This window comes from Mycobacterium sp. NGS34 (assembly GCF_059812845.1).
Genome location: NZ_JCALDM010000002.1, coordinates 496,123 through 514,849, shown reverse-complemented (window position 1 = coordinate 514,849; position 18,727 = coordinate 496,123). Strand labels below are relative to the sequence as shown.

Annotated in this window: 16 protein-coding genes; 5 read left to right on the top strand and 11 right to left on the bottom strand. The window is 71.5% G+C overall.

Annotation, left to right across the window (positions count from 1 at the left end; translation table 11 throughout):
* Positions 1-2: 2 nt before the first annotated feature.
* Positions 3-920 carry an extracellular catalytic domain type 1 short-chain-length polyhydroxyalkanoate depolymerase gene (locus AC5Y7V_RS07400; protein ID WP_499879646.1) on the bottom strand — a complete coding sequence of 306 codons (918 nt, stop codon included), beginning with the start codon at positions 918-920 and terminating at the stop codon, positions 3-5.
* A gap of 122 nt (positions 921-1,042) precedes the next feature.
* Here AC5Y7V_RS07400 and AC5Y7V_RS07395 point away from each other — a divergent pair, with 122 nt between their 5' ends.
* From AC5Y7V_RS07395 to AC5Y7V_RS07385, 3 genes are all read left to right on the top strand, one after another.
* Positions 1,043-1,396 carry a DUF732 domain-containing protein gene (locus AC5Y7V_RS07395; RefSeq protein WP_499879358.1) on the top strand — a complete coding sequence of 118 codons (354 nt, stop codon included), beginning with the start codon at positions 1,043-1,045 and terminating at the stop codon, positions 1,394-1,396.
* Between the two features lie 150 nt (positions 1,397-1,546).
* Entirely contained in the window at positions 1,547-1,858 is a 312-nt protein-coding gene (locus AC5Y7V_RS07390; protein ID WP_499879357.1) for a DUF732 domain-containing protein, read from the top strand.
* Between the two features lie 157 nt (positions 1,859-2,015).
* Positions 2,016-2,186: a hypothetical protein gene (locus tag AC5Y7V_RS07385; RefSeq protein WP_499879356.1), complete on the top strand. Its 171-nt coding sequence runs from the start codon at positions 2,016-2,018 to the stop codon at positions 2,184-2,186.
* A gap of 6 nt (positions 2,187-2,192) precedes the next feature.
* Here the strand turns inward: AC5Y7V_RS07385 and AC5Y7V_RS07380 are convergent, their stop codons facing one another.
* Genes AC5Y7V_RS07380 through phoU form a run of 3 tightly spaced genes read right to left on the bottom strand, consistent with a single transcriptional unit; the run spans position 2,193 to position 8,364 of the window.
* The gene (locus AC5Y7V_RS07380) at positions 2,193-5,096 is read right to left on the bottom strand and encodes an arylsulfatase (RefSeq protein ID WP_499879355.1); all 2,904 of its coding nucleotides are present in this window, start codon (positions 5,094-5,096) and stop codon (positions 2,193-2,195) included.
* Complete coding sequence (gene mgtA, locus AC5Y7V_RS07375) at positions 5,093-7,708, bottom strand: magnesium-translocating P-type ATPase (RefSeq protein WP_499879354.1); 2,616 nt, start codon at positions 7,706-7,708, stop codon at positions 5,093-5,095. Before mgtA ends, AC5Y7V_RS07380 begins: the two co-directional genes overlap by 4 nt.
* The gene (gene phoU, locus AC5Y7V_RS07370) at positions 7,705-8,364 is read right to left on the bottom strand and encodes a phosphate signaling complex protein PhoU (RefSeq protein WP_499879353.1); all 660 of its coding nucleotides are present in this window, start codon (positions 8,362-8,364) and stop codon (positions 7,705-7,707) included. The genes mgtA and phoU overlap by 4 nt, the downstream gene beginning before the upstream one ends.
* A 170-nt stretch (positions 8,365-8,534) precedes the next feature.
* On the opposite strand from phoU, the gene AC5Y7V_RS07365 reads away from it, so the two are divergent.
* Positions 8,535-9,143, top strand: a complete 609-nt coding sequence (locus AC5Y7V_RS07365) for a DUF5994 family protein (protein ID WP_499879352.1) — start codon at positions 8,535-8,537, stop codon at positions 9,141-9,143.
* Here AC5Y7V_RS07365 and AC5Y7V_RS07360 read toward each other — a convergent pair.
* Together AC5Y7V_RS07360 and AC5Y7V_RS07355 are read right to left on the bottom strand one after the other, a co-directional pair.
* The gene (locus AC5Y7V_RS07360) at positions 9,140-10,663 is read right to left on the bottom strand and encodes a glutamate synthase-related protein (RefSeq protein WP_499879351.1); all 1,524 of its coding nucleotides are present in this window, start codon (positions 10,661-10,663) and stop codon (positions 9,140-9,142) included. The genes AC5Y7V_RS07365 and AC5Y7V_RS07360 overlap by 4 nt on opposite strands.
* A complete protein-coding gene (locus tag AC5Y7V_RS07355) occupies positions 10,660-11,064 on the bottom strand; it encodes a CBS domain-containing protein (RefSeq protein WP_499879350.1) in 405 nt (134 codons plus the stop codon). The genes AC5Y7V_RS07360 and AC5Y7V_RS07355 overlap by 4 nt, the downstream gene beginning before the upstream one ends.
* Positions 11,065-11,163: 99 nt before the next feature.
* Here AC5Y7V_RS07355 and AC5Y7V_RS07350 point away from each other — a divergent pair, with 99 nt between their 5' ends.
* A complete protein-coding gene (locus AC5Y7V_RS07350) occupies positions 11,164-13,491 on the top strand; it encodes a heavy metal translocating P-type ATPase (RefSeq protein WP_499879645.1) in 2,328 nt (775 codons plus the stop codon).
* Here the strand turns inward: AC5Y7V_RS07350 and AC5Y7V_RS07345 are convergent.
* The 5 genes from AC5Y7V_RS07345 to AC5Y7V_RS07325 form a co-directional block, all read right to left on the bottom strand.
* Positions 13,480-14,616: a PPE family protein gene (locus AC5Y7V_RS07345; protein WP_499879349.1), complete on the bottom strand. Its 1,137-nt coding sequence runs from the start codon at positions 14,614-14,616 to the stop codon at positions 13,480-13,482. The two genes, AC5Y7V_RS07350 and AC5Y7V_RS07345, sit on opposite strands and share 12 nt — an antisense overlap.
* 4 nt (positions 14,617-14,620) lie before the next feature.
* Positions 14,621-15,760 (bottom strand): PPE family protein, encoded by a 1,140-nt coding sequence (locus AC5Y7V_RS07340; RefSeq protein ID WP_499879348.1) that lies wholly within the window; start codon positions 15,758-15,760, stop codon positions 14,621-14,623.
* Between the two features lie 240 nt (positions 15,761-16,000).
* Positions 16,001-17,758 (bottom strand): PE family protein, encoded by a 1,758-nt coding sequence (locus AC5Y7V_RS07335; RefSeq protein WP_499879347.1) that lies wholly within the window; start codon positions 17,756-17,758, stop codon positions 16,001-16,003.
* 107 nt (positions 17,759-17,865) lie between these two features.
* Positions 17,866-18,324 carry a universal stress protein gene (locus AC5Y7V_RS07330; RefSeq protein WP_499879346.1) on the bottom strand — a complete coding sequence of 153 codons (459 nt, stop codon included), beginning with the start codon at positions 18,322-18,324 and terminating at the stop codon, positions 17,866-17,868.
* 59 nt (positions 18,325-18,383) lie between these two features.
* Entirely contained in the window at positions 18,384-18,722 is a 339-nt protein-coding gene (locus AC5Y7V_RS07325; RefSeq protein ID WP_499879345.1) for a hypothetical protein, read from the bottom strand.
* Between the last annotated feature and the right edge of the window lie 5 nt (positions 18,723-18,727).

The following is an 18,727-nucleotide window of genomic DNA, read 5'->3' as shown; positions in this document are numbered from 1 at the left end:
CGCTAGTTCCGGCCGTGCGCGAGGAAAAACTGGGCGATGACCTCCGAGGCGTCCAGCGCGCGCGAGGTGCGCCCGATGATCGCCTGGGGCAGGTATTGCTTGCCCCCGGGCCAGGTGTGGCCGCCGTTATCGATCCGGTAGAAGATCACCTCGGTGGACGCCGCGCACGCCGCGGACTCGAAGCGGTGCACCACGGTGCCGTCGCCGACGCCGGGCAGCACCTGCGTCGCCGGATCTCCTTGGCACCCATCGGCCGAGCGCCAGGTGTCCACCATGCTGGTCGCCGAGACGGAATGGCTGACCCCGCCCCGGCCGCGCACGTCCCCGCCGTTGAACGGCACCAGCGGGTCGGCGGTCCCGTGGGCCGCCAGCACGGACACCGGCCGCGACGGGTGGCAGGCCACGCCCGCGCCCAGCGTGCCGGCCACCGGCGCGATCGCGGCGAAGACGTCGGCGCGGTCGCAACCGAGCCGGTTGGACATGAAGCCCCCGTTGGACATGCCGGTGGCGAAGACGCGCCCGGGGGCGATGTTGTAGTCGGTTTGCAGCTTGCCCGCCAGCGCGACCAGAAAGCCGACGTCGTCGACGTGGTGGCGGTCCGCCGGGGACGCGCCCCGCCCGTCGGCCCAGCTTTTGTCGTACCCGTCGGGATAGGCCACCAGCAGGTTGTTGGCGTCGGCGACGGCGTCGAAGTCGGTCAGGCCCTGCTGGCCGGTTCCGGTGCCGCCGCCGCCGTGCAGGCTCAGCACCAGCGCCACGGGGTCGCGGGGCGGCACGTGCAACGTGTACGTGCGGTCCATGCCGCCGGAACGCAAGGTGCCGGACAGATCCCGGGCGCTGGCCGCCGAGACGTGGCGCACGTCACAGCCCGCCAGGCAGATCGCGCATGCCGCCAGCAGGGCGAGCGACAACAATGCAATGTTGCGTTGTTCGCAATATCCGCGATGATTAGATGACGGCGAGCTGTAACCTGCTTGCAACGTTGGCGGCCGAACCTTCAGTCGTCAAACAACGGAACTTCAGAACCTTGGGGGTATTAGAAATGACGAGTACCGGTACCCGCAAGCCTCGTCGGCTGCTCCCGCTGTTGGCCGCCGGCTTCATCCCGGCGGTCGCGCTGCTCGGCCCGGTGACGTCGGCCCCGCGGGCTTACGCCGACGGCACCGACGACGCCTTCATCACCGCGCTGCACAACCACGGCATCGAGCACGAGTCGCCCAAATCCGCCATCGCGGCCGGCCATTTGGTGTGCCACCAACTCGATATGGGCAAGACGCAGGAGCAGATCGCGACCGACGTGATGAACAGCAGCGGCATCGACGGCGACGACGCCGGATACTTTGTCGCCCTGGCCGAACGCGCGTACTGCCCGCAATATGCGGACGTGCCGTCGTAACGGCAGAACACCGGGGTAAATCGCGGAATCCGGAAGGGCGAATGCCTTTCGTGTCGCCCTGATTTGAATTGGTTGACCGCCGCATTGTGCAAAGCTGTAAGGTGCGAAATTCCCGGCTCCGGCAAAGGCGCTGACGAGGGAGGAGGCGAGATGACGGTCACCCGGATCGCCCAGCTGATCGTGCTGGCCGCGCTCGCCCCCGTGGCGGCGACGGCCGCGATCGCCCGCGCCGACGCCAGCGACGACGCCTTCCTCGCGGCGCTGAGCGCGAAGGGCATCCACTTCGGTTCGCCGGAGAAGGCGTTGATCGCGGGCCACGAGGTCTGCGACGAGCTGGACACCGGCCGGACGGTGAACCAGGTCGCGTCCACCGTCATGAGCAACAGCAGCCTGGACGGTTACCACGCCGGCTACTTCGTCGGGGCGAGCATCCGGGCGTACTGCCCCAAGTACGCGTCCTGACCTCACGGCGAACGTGCTTTTTTCTTAACCTGACGGCAACGCGCACGGTCGCTCTCACGAGATCTGCCGGTCATACACTCCCGCTATCACCTACCAGCTCGGGAGAACTGATTACGTGGTATCGAGAATTTTGACCGGCGCCGCCCTCGCAGTCGGGATGGCGATTTCGATCGCGGCACCGGCGAGCGCTGACCCCAGCGTGTTCAACGATCTGTCCTGCAGCTGTCCGCAGACGGTCTCCAACGGCGGATCCTCCGTCGCCGACCAGATCAACCGCGGCATCCAGTCCGGCCTCGCCGGCGGGAACGTCGCGCGCGCCCAGCAGTAGCGCCCTTCAGCCCGCGGCGCCGCGCCCGACGGCCTGCACCGCCGCGTGCTCGTGCAGCGCCTTCTCGGCTTCCGGGCGAACGGGTTTGAGGTCGAACACGACGTCCTTGACGGTGCCGGTGAACGCGTACGGCGCGCGGTCCTCGTAGTCGCGGTCCACGACCAGGCCGTTGTCGCGCCCGATGTCCATCCCCGCGTACGACGTGAAGGCCAGCGGCACCGTGTTGGCCATCGCGCCCTCGCCGATCAGCCGGTCGCCGGCCCACAGCGTCACCCGCCCGCCCGAGCCCGGTACGGGCTGATCGGATTCGAAGAGCATGCGCACCGTCACGTCCCCGGTGGGAATCGGCTCGGTGGAAACCTGCTTGTAGGTGTCCACGCCGAGGAACGAATACGTGTGGCGCAGCCGCCCGCCCTCGTCGACCCAGAGGGCGAACCCGCCGATGAAGTCGGCGTCGGCGACGATCACGCCCTGCGCGCCGCCCTCGGGAACGACCAGCCGCGCCTCGATGGCATACGAGCGACCGAAGATCCGGGGCACCATGCCGCGCTGGATGTTCTGCACGTCCCCCTTGAAGGTGAACCGCGTGGTGGTCGGCAGCGGCGGCAGGCTGCCGAACATCACCGCGAGCCCACCGAGCAGGGGCAGCACCCGGTTTCGTTCGGCCTCCTGCCACCACAGCCGCGTGAGCTCGGCGACCTTGTCGGGATGCTCGGCGGCGACGTTGCGCGCCTGGGAGAAGTCGTCGGGCAGGTAGTACAGCTCCCAGACGTCGGCGTCCGGGTCGTAGGCGCCGGGCGCGAACCGCGCCAGCGTCTGCGGGGATAGGTCCCACGGCGCCTTGTCCAGCCGGGTGCACGCCCACCAGCCGTCTTGGTAAATGGCCCGGCTGCCGAACATTTCGAAGTACTGCACCGTATGGCGCTCTTCGGCCGCCGCGTCGTCGAAGGTGTGCGCGAAGCTGGTGCCGTCCATGGCTTCCTGGTCGAAGCCGTCGACGCTGACCGGCTGCGGCAAACCGATGGCCTCCAGGACCGTCGGCGCGATGTCGATGCAGTGGGTGAACTGGCCGCGAATCGCGGCGTCGGGCTTGATCCGGCTCGGCCAGGCGACCACCATCGGGTCGCGCGTGCCGCCCAGGTGGCTGGCCATCTGCTTGCCCCACTGGAACGGGGTGTTGTTGGCGTGCGCCCAGGCGCTCGCGAAATGCGGTGCGGTGAACTCGTTTCCGAGCGCCTCGATGCCGCCGTACTGCTCGATGAGCTCCAGTTGACGGTCGGCGTCGAGCAGCACCCCGTTCAGGAACGTCATCTCGTTGAACGAGCCGGTGACGGTGCCCTCCATGCTGGCGCCGTTGTCGCCCCAGATGTAGAAGACCAGCGTGTTGTCGGATTCGCCGAGATCCTCGATCGCGTCGAGCAGCCGGCCCACGTTCCAGTCGGCGTTCTCGGAGAACCCGGCGAACACCTCCATTTGGCGGGCAAAGAGCTTCTTCTGGTTGTCCGACAGGCCGTCCCACGCCGGGAACAGGTCGGGCCGCTCGGTGAGCTCGGCGTCGGGCGGAATGACGCCGATCTGCTTCTGGCGTTCGAATGTCTTGCGCCGGTACACATCCCAGCCCTCGTCGAATTGGCCGCGGTATTTGTCGGCCCATTCGGCGAACACGTGGTGCGGCGCGTGGGTGGCACCCGTCGAGTAGTACATCAGCCACGGCTTCTCGGCGTCCTGCGCCCGCACGCCGTGCAGCCACTCGACGGCCTTGTCGGTGAGGTCGTCGGGGAAGTAGTAGGGCCGGCCGTCCTTACCCTCGGGCACGCCGATGACGGAGTTGTCCTGGGTGATGATCGGGTCGTACTGGCCGGCGGCGCCGGACAGAAAGCCCCAGAAATGGTCGAAGCCCCAGCCCACCGGCCAGTTGTCGAACGGGCCCGCCGCGCCCTGGACGTTGTCCGGGGTCAGGTGCCATTTGCCGAAACCGCCCGTCACGTAACCGTTGTCGCGCAGGATGCGCGGCAGCGCGGCGCAACTGCGCGGCTTGACCGAGGAATAGCCGGGGAAAGGACCCGGGAACTCGGTGACCGACCCGAACCCCACCCGGTGGTGGTTGCGCCCGGTGAGCAGCGCCGCGCGGGTCGGCGAGCAGACCGCGGTGACGTGAAAGCGGTTGTAGGTCAACCCATTCTGCGCCACCCGAGTCAGCGTGGGGGTCCGGATGGCGCCGCCGAAGGTGTCCGGGCCGCCGAACCCCGCGTCGTCGATGAGCACGATCAACACGTTCGGTGCGCCGTCGGGCGCCTTGGCCCCGGGCACGATCGTCCAGTCGCCGACCGAGTCCGCCATGGTGCGGCCGATGGTGCCGCCGAAGGTGCGCTGCGGCAGCGGCAGCCGGGTGCGGTCGGGGTTGAACTTCCCCATCGCCTCATCCAGCGCCGCGCCCAGGCTGCGCAGCGTCGAACGGCTCAGCTCGGCAACGGATTTCATCGGAGAGCCGGCACACGCCTGCTCCACGCCCAGCCGACCCTCCGCCGGCGTCACGGCGATTATCAGGCCGCTGCCCGCGGCCAGCGCCTGCCCGATCTTGTCGCCCAGCCCCGTCTTGATCCGGTGGTCGGCGAACGTGCCGGCCAGCGCGCCGGCCGCGGCACCGATGGCCGCGGTGGCCAGCAGCGCCGGCGAGAACAGGCCGACCGCCAGGCCCGCGCCGGCCCCCCACGCGGCGCCGCGGCGGCCCAGCCGGTTGCCCGTGTCGAGCAGCACGGCATTGCCGTCGGCGTCCTTTCCGACGAGCACCGCGCCGCGCAGCGCGACGTCCTTGGCCTTGGTTCGCTCGGTCAGCGTTTCGAAGTCGCGGCGAGCCGCGTCGAGGTCCTGATAACCGGCGACAATGACCAGCGCTTGATCTTCGCTCATGACCTCGGAGCGTAGTGGAAGCGCGCGGCGCGGCGGCGGATTCGGTGGGCGTCCCCGCGGGTGCGGTGCGGTTGCCCGTTGTGGTTCATCGGCTCGCTGTAGAACATCAGCTTGGCGAGCTCGACCAGGACGAGGTAGACGCCGACGAACCCGCCCAGCACGGCGAAGAACTGCCACGGCAGCGGCGTGAATCCCAGGGTGTGCGCCAGCGGCGAGATGGTCAGCGCGACGCCGATCGCGACGACGGTGAGGCTGGTGACGGTCAGCGGGACGCTGGCCCGGCTGCGGAAGAACGGCACCTTGCGGGTGCGGATGGCGAAGATGATCAGCGTCTGCGTCGCAAGCGATTCCACGAACCAGCCGGTGCGGAATTCGACCGGGCCGGCGTCCAGCACGCCCAGCATCAACCCGAACGTCAGGAAGTCGAACAGGGAGCTGATCGGCCCGAAGATCAGCATGAACCGGCGGATGAAGGCGACGTTCCAGTGCGACGGCGCGTGCAGCTGTTCCTCGTCGACCCGGTCGGTGGGGATCGCGAGCTGGGAGCTGTCGTAGAGCAGGTTGTTCAGCAGGATCTGGCTGGGCAGCATCGGCAGGAACGGCAACAGCGCCGACGCGGCGGCCGCGCTGAACATGTTGCCGAAGTTGCTCGAGGTGCCCATCAGCACGTACTTGATGGTGTTGGCGAAGATCCGCCGGCCCTCGGCGACGCCGGTGGCCAGCACGCCGAGGTCCTTTTCCAGCAGCACCACGTCGGCCGCGTCCTTGGCGACGTCGGTGGCGCTGTCGACGGAGATCCCGACGTCGGCGGCGTGCAGGGCGAGCGCGTCGTTGACGCCGTCACCGAGGAAGCCGACGGATCGCCCGTTTCGGCGCAGCGAGACGATCAGCCGCGCCTTCTGCTCGGGGGAGATGCGCGCGAAGATCGTGTTGTTCCGGGCGGCCTCGACGAAGGCGTCGTCGTCGAGACCCTCGAGGTCGCCGCCGGTGACCGTGCCCTTGGACGCCAAATCGAGCTCGGCGCAGACCTTTTCGGCGACCCGCGGATTGTCGCCGGTGGCGATCTTGAGTTCGATGCCCAGGGCCCGCAGCTGCGACAGGGATTGGCGCGCAGCGGGTTTGGGTTCGTCGGCGAAGACCAGGAAGCCCGCCAGGGTGAGGTCGCGTTCGTCGTCGGCGGTGACGGCACTCAGCTCGCCCGCGGGCCGGACGGCCACGGCCACCACCCGGCGACCGGCGGCGAACAGGCCCGCCAGGGTCTCCTCCGCCGCCGCCGGCGTCGCCCGGCAGCGGGCCAGCACCTGTTCGGGCGCGCCCTTGACCACCAGGACGCGTTTCCCGTCGTCGTCGACCAACACCGACGTCGCCCGGCGCTCGTGGTCGAACGGCAGGATCGCGACCCGGCGCACCGCGTCGCCGACCAACTCCTGCGCCCCCGCGGACTCCCACAGCGCGGCGTCGAGCGGATTGGCGCTGCCGCCACCGGAATCCGGGTCGACGTCGGTGGCCAGCAGCCCGAGCCGGCGCACCGGTTCGGCGTGCGCGCCGGCCGGGTCGATCGCGTCGACCAGGCGGAGTTGGCCCTCCGTCAGGGTGCCGGTCTTGTCGGTGATCAGGATGTCGATGTCGCCCAGGTCCTCGATGCACACCAGCCGTTTGACGAGCACCTTCGACTTGGCCAGTTGCCGCGACCCCGTCGCGAGGCTGGTGCTGACCACGGCGGGCAGCAGCTGGGGCGTGATGCCGACCGCGATCGCCAGCGAGAACAGCACCGAATCGATGATCGGCTTCTCCAGCAGCAGGTTGCTGGCCAGGATGATCACCATCAGCGCGATCGCGACCTGCAGCAGCAGGTAGGAGAACTTGCGCAGCCCCACCTGGAAGTCGGTTTCGGGCTGGCGCTGGTCCAAACCCGCTGCGATGCGCCCGAATTCGGCATTGCGGCCGGTGGCGTACACCACGCCGACGCCCTCTCCGGCGCTGACGATGGTGCCCATGAAGGCCAGGTCGGACGATTCCGCCAGCGCGGCGCCGGGGGGCGCCGGCTGCGGTGACTTCTCCGAGCCCGTCGACTCCCCGGTCAGGATGCCTTCGTTGCATTCCAGCCCGGTGACCTCGATCAGCCGCACATCGGCGGGCACGGCCTCGCCCAGCGACAGCCGGATCACGTCGCCGGGCACCAGGTCGGTGACGCTGACCGTGACGAATTTCGAGTCGCGACGCGCCAGGGCGTTGTGGTGCACCCGTCCGTGCAAGTCGGCGGCCGCTCGCTCGGCGCGATACTCGTTGACGAAGCCCAAACCGATACTGGCCGCCAGGATTATCCCGATGATGACCGCCTGCATGCTGTCGCCCAGGAAGTACGACACGATCGCGGTGCCGGCCAACAGGATCAGCACCGCGCTGCGCAGCTGGCGGCCCAGCACCGCGAGCGCGTTGACGTGATGGGTCCGCACGGCGTTGGGGCCGTGCCGCTCCAGCCGGGCGGCCGCCTCGGTGCTCGACAGCCCGGCAGCCGAGCTGTCCAGCCATTCCAGTACCGCCTCGACGGGGGCCTCGGCGACCCGTTTGGCGGTCAGCGGCGCCGCGTCCGGCACACCGGTGACGGTCATCGGGTGCCGTCCTCCGCGGGCAGCGCGCCGGTCTCCATGAAGATGACCCGGCGGCCGATTTCCACGGCATGATCACCGAAGCGCTCGTAGAAGCGGCCCAGCAGGGCCGCCTCCACGCCGACGGAGACGCTGTGCCTCCATTCGTGATCCATCAGCACGGAGAACAGCCGGCTGTACAGGTCGTCCATCGCCCGGTCTTCCTCGCGAAGCCGGGCGGCCCGCTGCGGGTCGCGGGAGATGAGTACCTGTTTTGCGCTGGCGCCCAACGCGATTGCCACCTTTCCCATTTCGGCGAAGCAGACGCGGACCTCCTCGGGAAGCACGTGCCGCGGGTGCTCGCGCCGGGCGATGTCGGCCACGTGCACGGCCAGCGCACCCATTCGCTCGGTGTCGGCGATGATCTGGATCGAGCTGAAGATCGCCCGCAGCTCGCCCGCGACGGGTTGCTGCAAGGCCAGCAGGTCGAACGCCTCCCTTTCGGCCGCCGCCCGCATCGAAACGATCCGCTCCTGGCCGCGGATCACCTGCTCGGCGGCGTCGAGGTCCGCCTCCAGCAGGGCCTGGGTCGCGCTTTTCATCGCCACCCCGGCCAGGCCGCACATCTCGCCCAGGTGTGTCGCCAAATCGTCGAGCTGCTTGTGGTAGGCGGTTCGCATGCGGTAATCATCGCCAGGGCGGCGCCGATGCGACAGGGGCTTAAGTCGTCTCGCCGAGTTTGTCGATCCCCAAACCGGTTGGCGCTACCCGCCGTTCACGTCGGGTACACACCGCGGTTACCTGCGGGCTTCGAGTCGCGGGCGGGTCGCTTTGGCCGTACCGTGGTCGCGTGGAGCACGAGAATCGCTTGCAGCTCAAGCCGTATCGGTCCGCGTCGGAGCATGTCGACGGCGCCTGGTGGCCGCGGTCGACTCAATTGGCCGAGGAGCTGCCGGAATTGGTGGCCTCGGTGTCCGACCGGCTGGGGCGCGTCGTGATGGTGGGCTACCGCCGCAACGGCTGGCACGAGACGCCGACACTGGTCGACATCGCCGGTCAGCCGGTCGAATTGCTGGGCTTCACCAGCGACGAGCCCACCAGCGTCATCCTGTTCGGCGAGGACGGCCATCACCTCACGCTGCACGTCATCCGGCCGGACACCGGCGAGGACGCCGCCCGTGAGGCGCTGCAGCAGGCCGGGGCCGCCGAGGCCGACGCCGTGCCCGCCAGCGCTTCGGCCGTCGCACGGTCGGTGGCCGAGGTCGCCGACAAGCTGGCCCGCCACGAGGGGCTCGGCGACGGCCACCGCACGTCGCAGATCAAGGACTGGTGCGAGCAGGCCGCCCAGCAGTTCGTCGACGCGCCCGTGCAGACCTTCGTCCCGATCCTCGTCGAGCACATCGTCCGCAACCGGATGATCGAGTCCCGCGCGGCGGCGTCCGCGGCGGCGACCGGCTAGCCCATCAGGGCCGCGATCGCCGCGACGTCGGCGGAGCCGGGCACGCCCCAGCCGGGCCGGTAGTCGAGCAGCTCGTCGGCCCGCACGGTCTTGAGGTCGACGTCGAGCAGCTCGATCGCCTCCAGCGGCACCAGGGCCGGGTGGACGTGACCGCAGGCGCGCGCCAGGCACAGCAGCTCGAAGCGCAGGGTGGCCAGATAGTTGGCGCAGCGCACCGATTTCAGCGCCGGGTCGAGGCCGTGTTGCAGCCACGCGGACTGGGTGGCGACGCCGGAGGGGCAGCGGCCGGTGTGGCAGCGCTGGGCCTGGATGCACCCGATGGAGAACATGGCGGTTCGCGCGACGTTGATCATGTCGCAGCCCGCGGCCAGCGCCAGCAGGGCGTTCTCCGGGATGCCCAGCTTGCCCGAGCCGATGAACACCACGTCGTGGTGCAGGCCCGCCTCGGCGAAGGCCCGGTAGACGCGGGGCAGCGCCCACTTGAAGGGCAGGGCGACGTGGTCGCTGAACACCAGCGGGGCCGCGCCGGTGCCGCCCTCGCCGCCGTCGACGGTCACGAAGTCGACGCCCCGGCCGGTCCGCGCCATGCGCTCGGCCAGCTGGGTCCAGAACGCGTCCTCCCCGACCGCCGACTTGATGCCGACCGGCAGGCCCGTCTCGGCGGCGATGGTCTCCACCAGGTCGAGCAACCCGTCGACGTCGCGGAACGCGGAGTGGCCGGCGGGGCTCTTGCAGTCGACGCCCACCGGAATGCCGCGGATGGCGGCGATTTCGGGGGTGACCTTGGCGCCGGGCAGCATGCCGCCGAGGCCGGGCTTGGCCCCCTGGCTCAGCTTGATCTCGATGGCCCGGATCGACGGCGTGGCGGCGACCCGGTCGATCAGGCGGGGCAGGCTGAACGTGCCGTCTTCGTCGCGGCAGCCGAAGTAGCCGGTGCCGATCTGCCAGACCAGGTCTCCCCCGCCCAGGTGGTACGGCGACACCCCACCCTCGCCGGTGGTGTGCAGGGCGCCGGCCAGGGCCGCGCCCTTGTTGAGCGCGGTGACGGCCGCGCCCGAAAGCGAGCCGAAGCTCATCGCCGAGACGTTGACCAGGGACGACGGCCGGAAGGCCTTCGCCCGGCCGCGCGCACCGCCGAGCACCTTGCCGGCCGGCAGCGGCACCGACGGGTCCGGGTGCTCGGGTTCGCCGTCGGGGGTGGGCACCGGGAAGGCCGCGTGCTTGATGACCGGGTAGTTGTGCACCCGTTCCAAGTCGTTGTCGGTGCCGAAGCCGAAGTAGCGGTTGGTCAGCTTCGACGACGTGTACACCCAGCGCCGCTGGTCGCGGCTGAAAGGCCGTTCCGCGTCGTTGTCGGTGACGATGTACTGGCGCAGCTCGGGGCCGACGGCCTCGAGGAGGAACCGCAGGTGACCGACAATCGGGTAGTTGCGCAGGATGGTGTGGCGGCGTTGCAGCAGGTCCCAGGCCGTCAGGCCGGCCAGGCTCCCGCCGACGAGGCCGGCCAGCCGGGATTTCACGCGCCGTAGGCGCCGTAGACGCCGAGCAGGTCGCGGGCCGAGACGATCCCGGCCAGCGCGCCGTCGCGCTCCACCAGGACGTGGCGGATGTAGTGATCCATCATCCGGGCGGCCACGTCGTCGACCGTCGCCTCGGCGTCACACCACACCAGCTTGGTGCTGGCGATGTCGGAGGCGAGGACGGTCGCCGGATCCTTCCCGGCCGCGACGACGCGGACGACGTCGCGCTCGCTCACCAGCGCCGCGGGCCGATCGTCGTCGCCCACCACGACGGCGCCGACGTCGCAGTCCGCGATGGCCATGGCCACGTCGGCGACGGTGGCGTCGGCGGCCACGCGCGCCACCGGGTCGCCGGTGATGGTGGAGATCGGGAGCGAGCCCCGTGCAGAAAAGCCAGTCACGCCAGCAATGTTCACCGGAACTTGGCCGAGGTTTCTAGTGACCTGAGTCCCTAGTTCAGGGACACCCGGCCCTATTTAACGAGGCGAGGCCGGTTCAGGCTGGCTGCAGACCCGTCTCCCGAAGGGAATGGTGTGGGCGGTAGGGGATCTGCGATTTTGGTCGCTCTGAGCGTCGGCGCGCTGGCTTCGGGCGGCATCGCCTGGCTGGCCGGCGCGCGGCGCGTCTCCGACGGCTGCTGGATCGCGGGCACGGTGGTGGCGCTCGTCCCGGCGGTGGTCTGGGTGGTGGCCGGGCTGCGCCGCGGCCGGTTCGGGGTCGACGTGATCGCGGTGCTGTCCCTGGCCGGCACGCTGGCGGTCGGCGAGTACCTCGCCGGCGCGCTGATCGCGGTGATGCTGGCCAGCGGGCGGGCGCTGGAGGCCGCGGCCGAGCGGCGCGCGTCCCACGATCTGCGGGCCCTGCTCGAGCACGCGCCGCGGTTCGCCCGCCGCCGCGCCGGATCCACGGTCGCCACGATCGGGCTGGACGAGGTGGCGATCGACGACCTGCTGGTCGTCGGCCCCGGCGAGGTGGTACCCGTGGACGGGCGCGTCGTCGGCCCGGCGGCGGTGCTCGACGAGTCGGTGCTGACCGGCGAGCCGCTTCAGGTGGAGCGCGGCGCCGGCGAACCGGTGCGCAGCGGGGTGGTGAACGCGGGCGGCGCGTTCGAGATGCGCGCCACCGCCACCGCCGACGAGAGCACGTACGCGCAGATCGTGCGCCTGGCCGCGGAAGCGGGGGCGCAGAGCGCTCCGGTGGTGCGCCTGGCCGACCGGTACGCCGCGTGGTTCCTGCCGGTGGCGCTGGCGGTGGCCGGCGCGGCATGGCTGGCCAGCGGGTCCCCGGTGCGGGCCGTGGCGGTGCTGGTGGTGGCGACGCCATGCCCGCTGCTGCTGGCCGCGCCGGTGGCGATCGTGTCCGGGCTGTCGCGCGCCTCGCGGCACGGCGTGGTGATCCGCAGCGGCGCGGCCTTGGAAAACCTCGGGCACGCAACGACTTTGGCGATGGACAAGACCGGCACGCTGACCATGGGGCGCCCGGTCGTCATCGACGTCGCGGCCGCACCGGGGCGCGACGCCATGGAGATCCTGCGGTTGGCCGCCTCGGTCGACCAGCTGTCCCCGCACGTGCTGGCCGAGGCGATCGTCACCGAGGCGCTGGCCCGCGGCCTGCCTCTCGAGCTGCCGACCGACGTGGTCGAGGAACCCGGCCGCGGCGTCACCGCCACCGTCGGCGATCGGCGCGTCCAGGTCGGCAAGCTGGACGGCGACACCTCCACGGAATGGGCCCGGGCCGCCGCGAACCGGGCCCTGCTGGACACCGCCGCGATCGCGTGGGTGTGCGTCGACGGGCGGCCGGCCGGTGCGGTGCTGCTGCGCGACCCGCTGCGCCGCCACGCCCCGCGCACCGTGCGGCGGCTGCGCGCCGCCGGGCTGCGCCGGCTGGTGATGCTCACCGGGGACCGCGCCGGGCCCGCCCGCGAGGTCGGCGCCGTGCTGGGACTCGACGAGGTCTACGCCGAACAGAGCCCGGCGGACAAGGTCGCCGCGGTGCGCGCCGAACAGGAGCGCGCGGTCACCGTGATGGTCGGCGACGGGGTGAACGACGCCCCCGCGCTGGCCGCGGCCGGCGTCGGGGTCGCGATGGGCGCGCGCGGCGCCACCGCCTCCTCGGAGGCCGCCGACGTGGTGCTGACCACCGACCGGCTGGACCGGCTCGCCGACGCGATGGACATCGCGCGGTGGTCGCGGCGCATCGCGGTGCAGAGCGCCGTCGTCGGCATGGGCCTGTCCCTGGTCGCGATGGCCGTCGCCGCGGTCGGCTGGCTGCCGCCCGCCGCGGGTGCGCTGCTGCAGGAGGGCATCGACGTCGCCGTCATCCTCAACGCGCTGCGCGCCCTGCGCGGCAACCCGGCGGTCGAGGTCGACCTGCCCGAGGGCACCGAACGGATGTTGCGCCGCTTCGACGCCGAACACGACGAACTGCGCGACGCCATCGAGCTACTGCGCGAAGCGGCGGACCGGCTGGCAGAAGCGCCCGATCAGGCTGCGCTGCAAGCGATTACGCGCGCACACGGGTTGCTGGTCGACCGCGTCCTGCCGCACGAGCGGGCCGAGGAAACCGAGCTCTACCCCGCGTTGGCCCATCCCCTGGGCACCGGCGAGGCCACCGCGACCATGAGCCGGACCCACGCCGAGATACAACGGCTGTCGGACCGGATCGGCGCGCAGGTGGGGCTGGCCGCGGCCAACGGCTCCATCGGGCCCGACCAGGTCGACGACCTGCTCGCCTGCCTGTACGGCCTGTACGCGCTGCTGCGCCTGCACTTCGTGCAGGAGGAGGAGAACTACTTCACCCTGGCCACCGACGAGACCTCAGCCGGCTGAGGGCGGGCGGGTCATGAAGGTGCCCTTGATCTCCAACCCGATTTCGAGGTCGTCGTAGTCGCGGCCACCGCGCTTGCCCTTGTCGCGCGGCGCCACCGGCGGCATCATCGGCGGCGGCATGAAGGGGAACCCGGATTCGTCGGCGGCCAGGGGCGACACCGCCGCCGCCAGCTGCACCGCCGGCTTCGAGGCGGACAGGAGCCCCACCATGGCGGGCGGCGCGCTCAGCTTGCCCAGCGAAACCCCGACGCCCACCGCCGCCGTCGGCGCCGTTCCGGCCGCCCGGACCGCGTCGGCGAGGCCGGCCTCGACCCCGCCCAGCGCGGACTCCCCCTCCGCCAGGCCCTGGCCCACGTCGCTGCCGACGCTCTGCAGCGCCTGAGCGGAATTCAGCTGGGCCAGGTAGCTGAGCAGGTTGATCGGGATCCCGCCGGCGATGAACTGGTCCGCATACGTGTTGAGCAGGCCGAACCAGCCGGTCTGCGGGTTGAAGCCGAGGGGGGTGCCCAGCAGGTTCGTCAGGAAGTCCCCCAGGGGCGTCGACGCCGCCGGGGTGGCGGCCGCGGCGGACGTGGCGGTGGCCTGCGCGGCCGCCGCCGTCGGGCTGACGATCGCGGGCGGCGGCGAGAACTGCGGCAGCCGGGTGGCCTGCGCCGACGTCGCCGCGTAGCGGTACATCGCCGCCGAGTTGTTCACCCACATGCCCTCGTACTCGGCGTCAGTCTCGGCGATCGCCGCGAAGTTGGTGCCGAGCCAGTTGGTGGCGATCAGCTGCGCCAGCCGGGTCCGGTTGGCCGCGACCTGGACCGGGAAAACCACTGTGCGGCGGGTCAATTCGAATGCCGCCGCCACGGCCTGCATCGACGAGCCGACCCGTTCGCACTGCTGCGCGGTGGTGGCCAGCCAGGCGAGGAAGGGGTCGACGGCCGTGGCCATCGCGGCCTCGGACGGGCCGCCCCAGGCCTCGCCCAGCGTCGAGAGCACCGAGCCGTAGCCCGGCAGGGAGTCCTCCAGCTCGACGCCCAACGCCTCCCACGCGGCGGCAGCCTCAATCAGTGACTCCGCACCGGGTCCCGAGTGGATCAGCGCCGCGCTAATTTCTGGGGGCAGCGTCCCGAAGTCCATGCTTTCATCCGGCCGATGGCGGTGTGCGGATCACTTTGCCCTTGACTTCGGCGCCCACCTGGAGGTCTTCGAGCTTCGTCTGCTTGCGCTTGCGCCAGCCGCTGCCCGCCGAGACCGGCGGGGGCATCAGCGGCGGCAGCATGCCGAACCCGGCGTCGGCGCCGTCGAGCGGCGATGCCGCCGACGCGAGCTGGACCGGCGTCTGCGCGGCGGGCAGCAGCCCGACCACGGCGGGCGGCGCGGTCAGCTTGCCCATCGACACGCCGACCGCCATCGCCCCCGTCGGCGCCGATCCGAGCGACCGGACCGCGCTGGACAGGCTGGCCCCCGCCGCGCCCAGCGCCGACTCGCCCTCGGAGAGGCCCTGGCCGATGTCGCCGCCGACGCTCTGCAGCGCCTGGGCCGACGTGCTCTGCGCGAGGTAGCTGAGCAGGTTGATGGGGAACCCGGACGAGATGAACTGGTTGGCGTAGGTGTTCGCCAGGCCGAACCAGCCCACGTTGGGGTCGAAGCCGAAGGGGGTGCCGACGATCGACTCCAGGAAGTCCCCGATCGGGGTCGATGCCGCCGGCGTTGCCGCGGCGGCGGACGTGGCGGTGGCCTGCGCGGCCGTCCCCGCCGGGTCGGTGATCGCCGGCGGCGTCGTGAACTGCTGCAGGTCGAGCGCCTGCGTCACGGCCGCCTGGTAGCGCGTCAACGCCGCCGAGTTGTTCGCCCACATGGTCTGGTACTGGTCTTCGGTCGCGGCGATGGCCGGCAGGTTGCGACCGAACCCGTTGGTGGCTATCAGCTGTGCCAGCCGCGTCCGGTTGGCGGTCACCGTCGCGAGCGGGACCACCGCCGACTGCGCGGCGCTGAACGCGGTCGCGGCGGTCTGCGTCGAGGAGGCCAGCTGCTGGGCCTGCTGGGCGGTGTCCCGCAGCCAGGTGAGATAGGGCTGGACGGCCTGAACCATCGCCGCGGCCGACGGGCCGTCCCACGAGTCGACCAGCGAAGACAACACCGACGTATAGGTGCTGACCGAGCTGTCCAGCTCGTTGCCGACGCGCTGCCAGGCGGCGGACGCCTCGATCAGCGAACCCGCCCCGGGACCGGAATGCACGAGCGCCGAGGTGACCTCGGGCGGCAGCGCTAAAAAGTCCATGACATCTCACATCCCTTATTCGGGAAACCATCCAGCAAAGTTGCGCTGACTGCGCCGCGACCAAAGCGGAAACATTGCACGTCGACGCGTTTAACGCGCGGCCGGGGTGCTGCCCCGTTCGCGTACCGCATGACACGAACAATACCGCTGGCGCTGGTCAGCGAAGAATTTGCCGCACGAGGCGTGGGCCTTTTCGGGCAGCTAACGGGCCTTGTCGACGCCCACCGGTTTCGGCCGGCGCTAGGGGCCGCCGCCGGTGCCGCCGTGGCCGCCGACGACCGTGCCGGGGGTGCCGAAGGTACTGGCGAGGCCACCGCCGCCACCGCCGCCGATGCCGGCGGTGCCGCCGACTCCGCCGGGCGGTGAGGGCTGGGCGGTGCCGCCGGCCTGGCCTGCAGCGCCACCGAGACCGGCTCCGCTGTCGCCGCCGCCGGTGCCTCCCGTACCGCCGGTGCCGCCGGTGATGCCGCCGCCACCGCCGCCGCCGCCCTCGCCGGACGCGATCGTGCCGGCCGTGCCGATGACCGTGGCGCCGCCGCCCCCGCCACCGCCGCCGGTGGGGTTGCCCTGGCCGGTCTGGCCGAGGGCGCCAGCCGCCGCCTCGTTGCCGAAGACGGCGGCGGCGCCGCCTCCTCCGCCACCACCGGGTCCGCCCCTGGCTCCGGCGGCGCCGCCGCCGTCGCCCCCGCCACCGCCACCGGCCGACGCGGTGGTGGTGGCGCCCACGGCATCGGCGTTCCCGCCGGCGCCACCGCGGCCGCCGGTACCGCCGGGACCACCGCCAGTGCTGTTGCCGCCGGCGCCGCCACCACCACCGGCCCCACCGGACGCGCCGGCGTCGGTGGCGTGGACGATGGCGACACCGCCGGCCCCGCCGATGCCGCCGTCGCCGCCGATGATCCCGCTGCCCCCACGGCCGCCGGTGCCGCCGTCGCCGCCGTTGAACGCGGCGGCGCCGCTGCCGACGGTGAAGTTGCTGAAGCCGCCGTCGCCGCCCCGGCCGCCGGTGCCGCCGATGCCGCCGGGGCTGTTGCCGCCGGTGCCGCCGTTGCCGCCGGTGCCGGCAGTGCCGGTGGCGCTCGAGGCGCCCGCGCCGCCGCCCGTGCCGCCGGTGCCGCCCGTGCCCCCCGCCCCGGCGTGGCCGACCAGCAGCGCGTGGTTGGCGCCGCCGTCCCCACCGCTGCCGCCGAGCCCGCCGTGCCCGCCGTTCACGGATGAGGCCCCGCCGAGGCCGCCCGTGCCCCCGGCGCCGCCGGCGCCGGCCTGCCCGCCGAGCAGGTGCATGTTGGCGCCGCCCGCCCCACCGTTGCCGCCGGTCCCGCCGGTCGCGCCGGTCGGGCCGACCACCAAGCCGGCGGAGCCGCCGTTGCCGCCTCTGCCGCCGGCGCCGCCGCTACCGCCGCCGAGCAGCCCGTTGGCCCCGCCATTGCCACCGTTGCCGCCGGCCCCGCCGGTGCCGGCGAGGGCGTTACCACCGGCCCCGCCGTTGCCGCCGTGGCCCCACAGGCCCGCCGACCCGCCATTGCCGCCTGGTTGCCCCGTCGCACCGTTGGCGCCGTTGCCGCCGCTGCCGAACAGGATGCCGCCGTCCCCGCCGTTGCCCCCGGGCGTGGTCGCGTTGGCGCCGTCGCCGATCAGCGGACGATTCAACAGCAGCTCGGTGGGCGCATTGATCGCGCCCAACACGTTTTGCTCGATCGTTTGCAACGGCGAGGCGTTGGCCGCCTCGGTCAGCGAATACGCGGTCCCCGCACCGCTCAAGGCGCGCACGAACTCGTCGTGAAGCGCCGCCGCCCGCGCGCTCAAGGACTGATAGGCGCGGGCGTGGCCGGAAAACAGCGACGCGATCGCCGCCGACACCTCGTCATCGGCGGCGGCAAGGAGCGCGGTGGTCGGGGGCACCGCCGCCACGTTCGCGGCGGTCACCGCCGAGCCGATGTTTGCCAGATCCGTTGCCGCCCAAGCCAAGAAGTCGGGGGCCGCCACCACATACGACATCGCTACCCTCCCGCCACGTCGTTGACATACCGGTGATTTCGGACGATCGAGGGAGGTAAAAGTTTACGCCGGTTGCGACCGATAGTTCAGGGGTCAGAATGGATGCGTCAGTCGCTGGTGTGGACGATCAGCACGTCGGTCCGGGCCCGGCGGGAGACTTCGGATGGGACTGCTCCCAGCAGCCGCCCGGCGACCTTGCTGAGCCCGACGTTGCCGACGACCAGCAGGTCGGCATGGACCTTCTCGGCCAGCTGCACCAGCGCGTCGACCGGGGGGCCGACGATCGCCTCCGTCACTACGTTGTCGGCCCCGGCTTTGGACGCCCGCTCGCTCGCGTCCCGCAGGATCTCGCGGAAGGGGGTTTCGCGCTGCGTCCGGTAGTCCGCGCCGTGGTCGCTCCCCGGCGGGATGGCGTAGCGACCTTTTTCCTCGCGGACGGGGGCATGCGCCGTGGCAACAACCAATTTCGCACCGAGATCCGCAGCGATCGCCGCTGCGCGGTCCACCGCAATCATCGACGTGTAAGAGCCATCGGTGCCGACCACGATGGTCTGATAGGCGCTCATTTCCCACCCAGTGTAAGGCGACCGCGACGGCTTAAAAACCCCGTGGTTTCCCCGCCCCGTTACGGCCAGGGAGCGCAAAGCGGCGCGCAGGCGGGCCCGCGCGGCACGTGATCACCCTCGACGATGTCATTGTGCTGGGGACTATCCGGGAATCCGGCCGCGGGATACCAATAGTCGTGGCAGACGTTCAGGTCCCACCCCTCCCGCTGCATGGCGGCGATCGGGCCACCCGGGTTCATATGGTCGTTCGGGTCCGGGTGGCCCGGGCACCAGGTGAAGTGGTTGAGCGGCGCCGGGGCGGGCAGGGCATGGGCGCTACCCGCGGCGAGGCCGGCGCCGGCCACCGCGAGCCCGCCCGAAAGCAGCGTCCCGGCAACGGCCTTCTTCAGTGAATGCATGACGG

Coding starts and splice junctions, on each gene's coding strand:
- AC5Y7V_RS07390 (WP_499879357.1), top strand. CDS start 1,547: ATGACGGTCACCCGGATCGCCCAGCTGATCGTGCTGGCCGCGCTCGCC.
- AC5Y7V_RS07325 (WP_499879345.1), bottom strand. CDS start 18,722: ATGCATTCACTGAAGAAGGCCGTTGCCGGGACGCTGCTTTCGGGCGGG.
- AC5Y7V_RS07395 (WP_499879358.1), top strand. CDS start 1,043: ATGACGAGTACCGGTACCCGCAAGCCTCGTCGGCTGCTCCCGCTGTTG.
- AC5Y7V_RS07380 (WP_499879355.1), bottom strand. CDS start 5,096: ATGAGCGAAGATCAAGCGCTGGTCATTGTCGCCGGTTATCAGGACCTC.
- phoU (WP_499879353.1), bottom strand. CDS start 8,364: ATGCGAACCGCCTACCACAAGCAGCTCGACGATTTGGCGACACACCTG.
- AC5Y7V_RS07345 (WP_499879349.1), bottom strand. CDS start 14,616: ATGGACTTCGGGACGCTGCCCCCAGAAATTAGCGCGGCGCTGATCCAC.
- AC5Y7V_RS07385 (WP_499879356.1), top strand. CDS start 2,016: ATGGCGATTTCGATCGCGGCACCGGCGAGCGCTGACCCCAGCGTGTTC.
- mgtA (WP_499879354.1), bottom strand. CDS start 7,708: ATGACCGTCACCGGTGTGCCGGACGCGGCGCCGCTGACCGCCAAACGG.
- AC5Y7V_RS07340 (WP_499879348.1), bottom strand. CDS start 15,760: ATGGACTTTTTAGCGCTGCCGCCCGAGGTCACCTCGGCGCTCGTGCAT.
- AC5Y7V_RS07330 (WP_499879346.1), bottom strand. CDS start 18,324: ATGAGCGCCTATCAGACCATCGTGGTCGGCACCGATGGCTCTTACACG.
- AC5Y7V_RS07335 (WP_499879347.1), bottom strand. CDS start 17,758: ATGTCGTATGTGGTGGCGGCCCCCGACTTCTTGGCTTGGGCGGCAACG.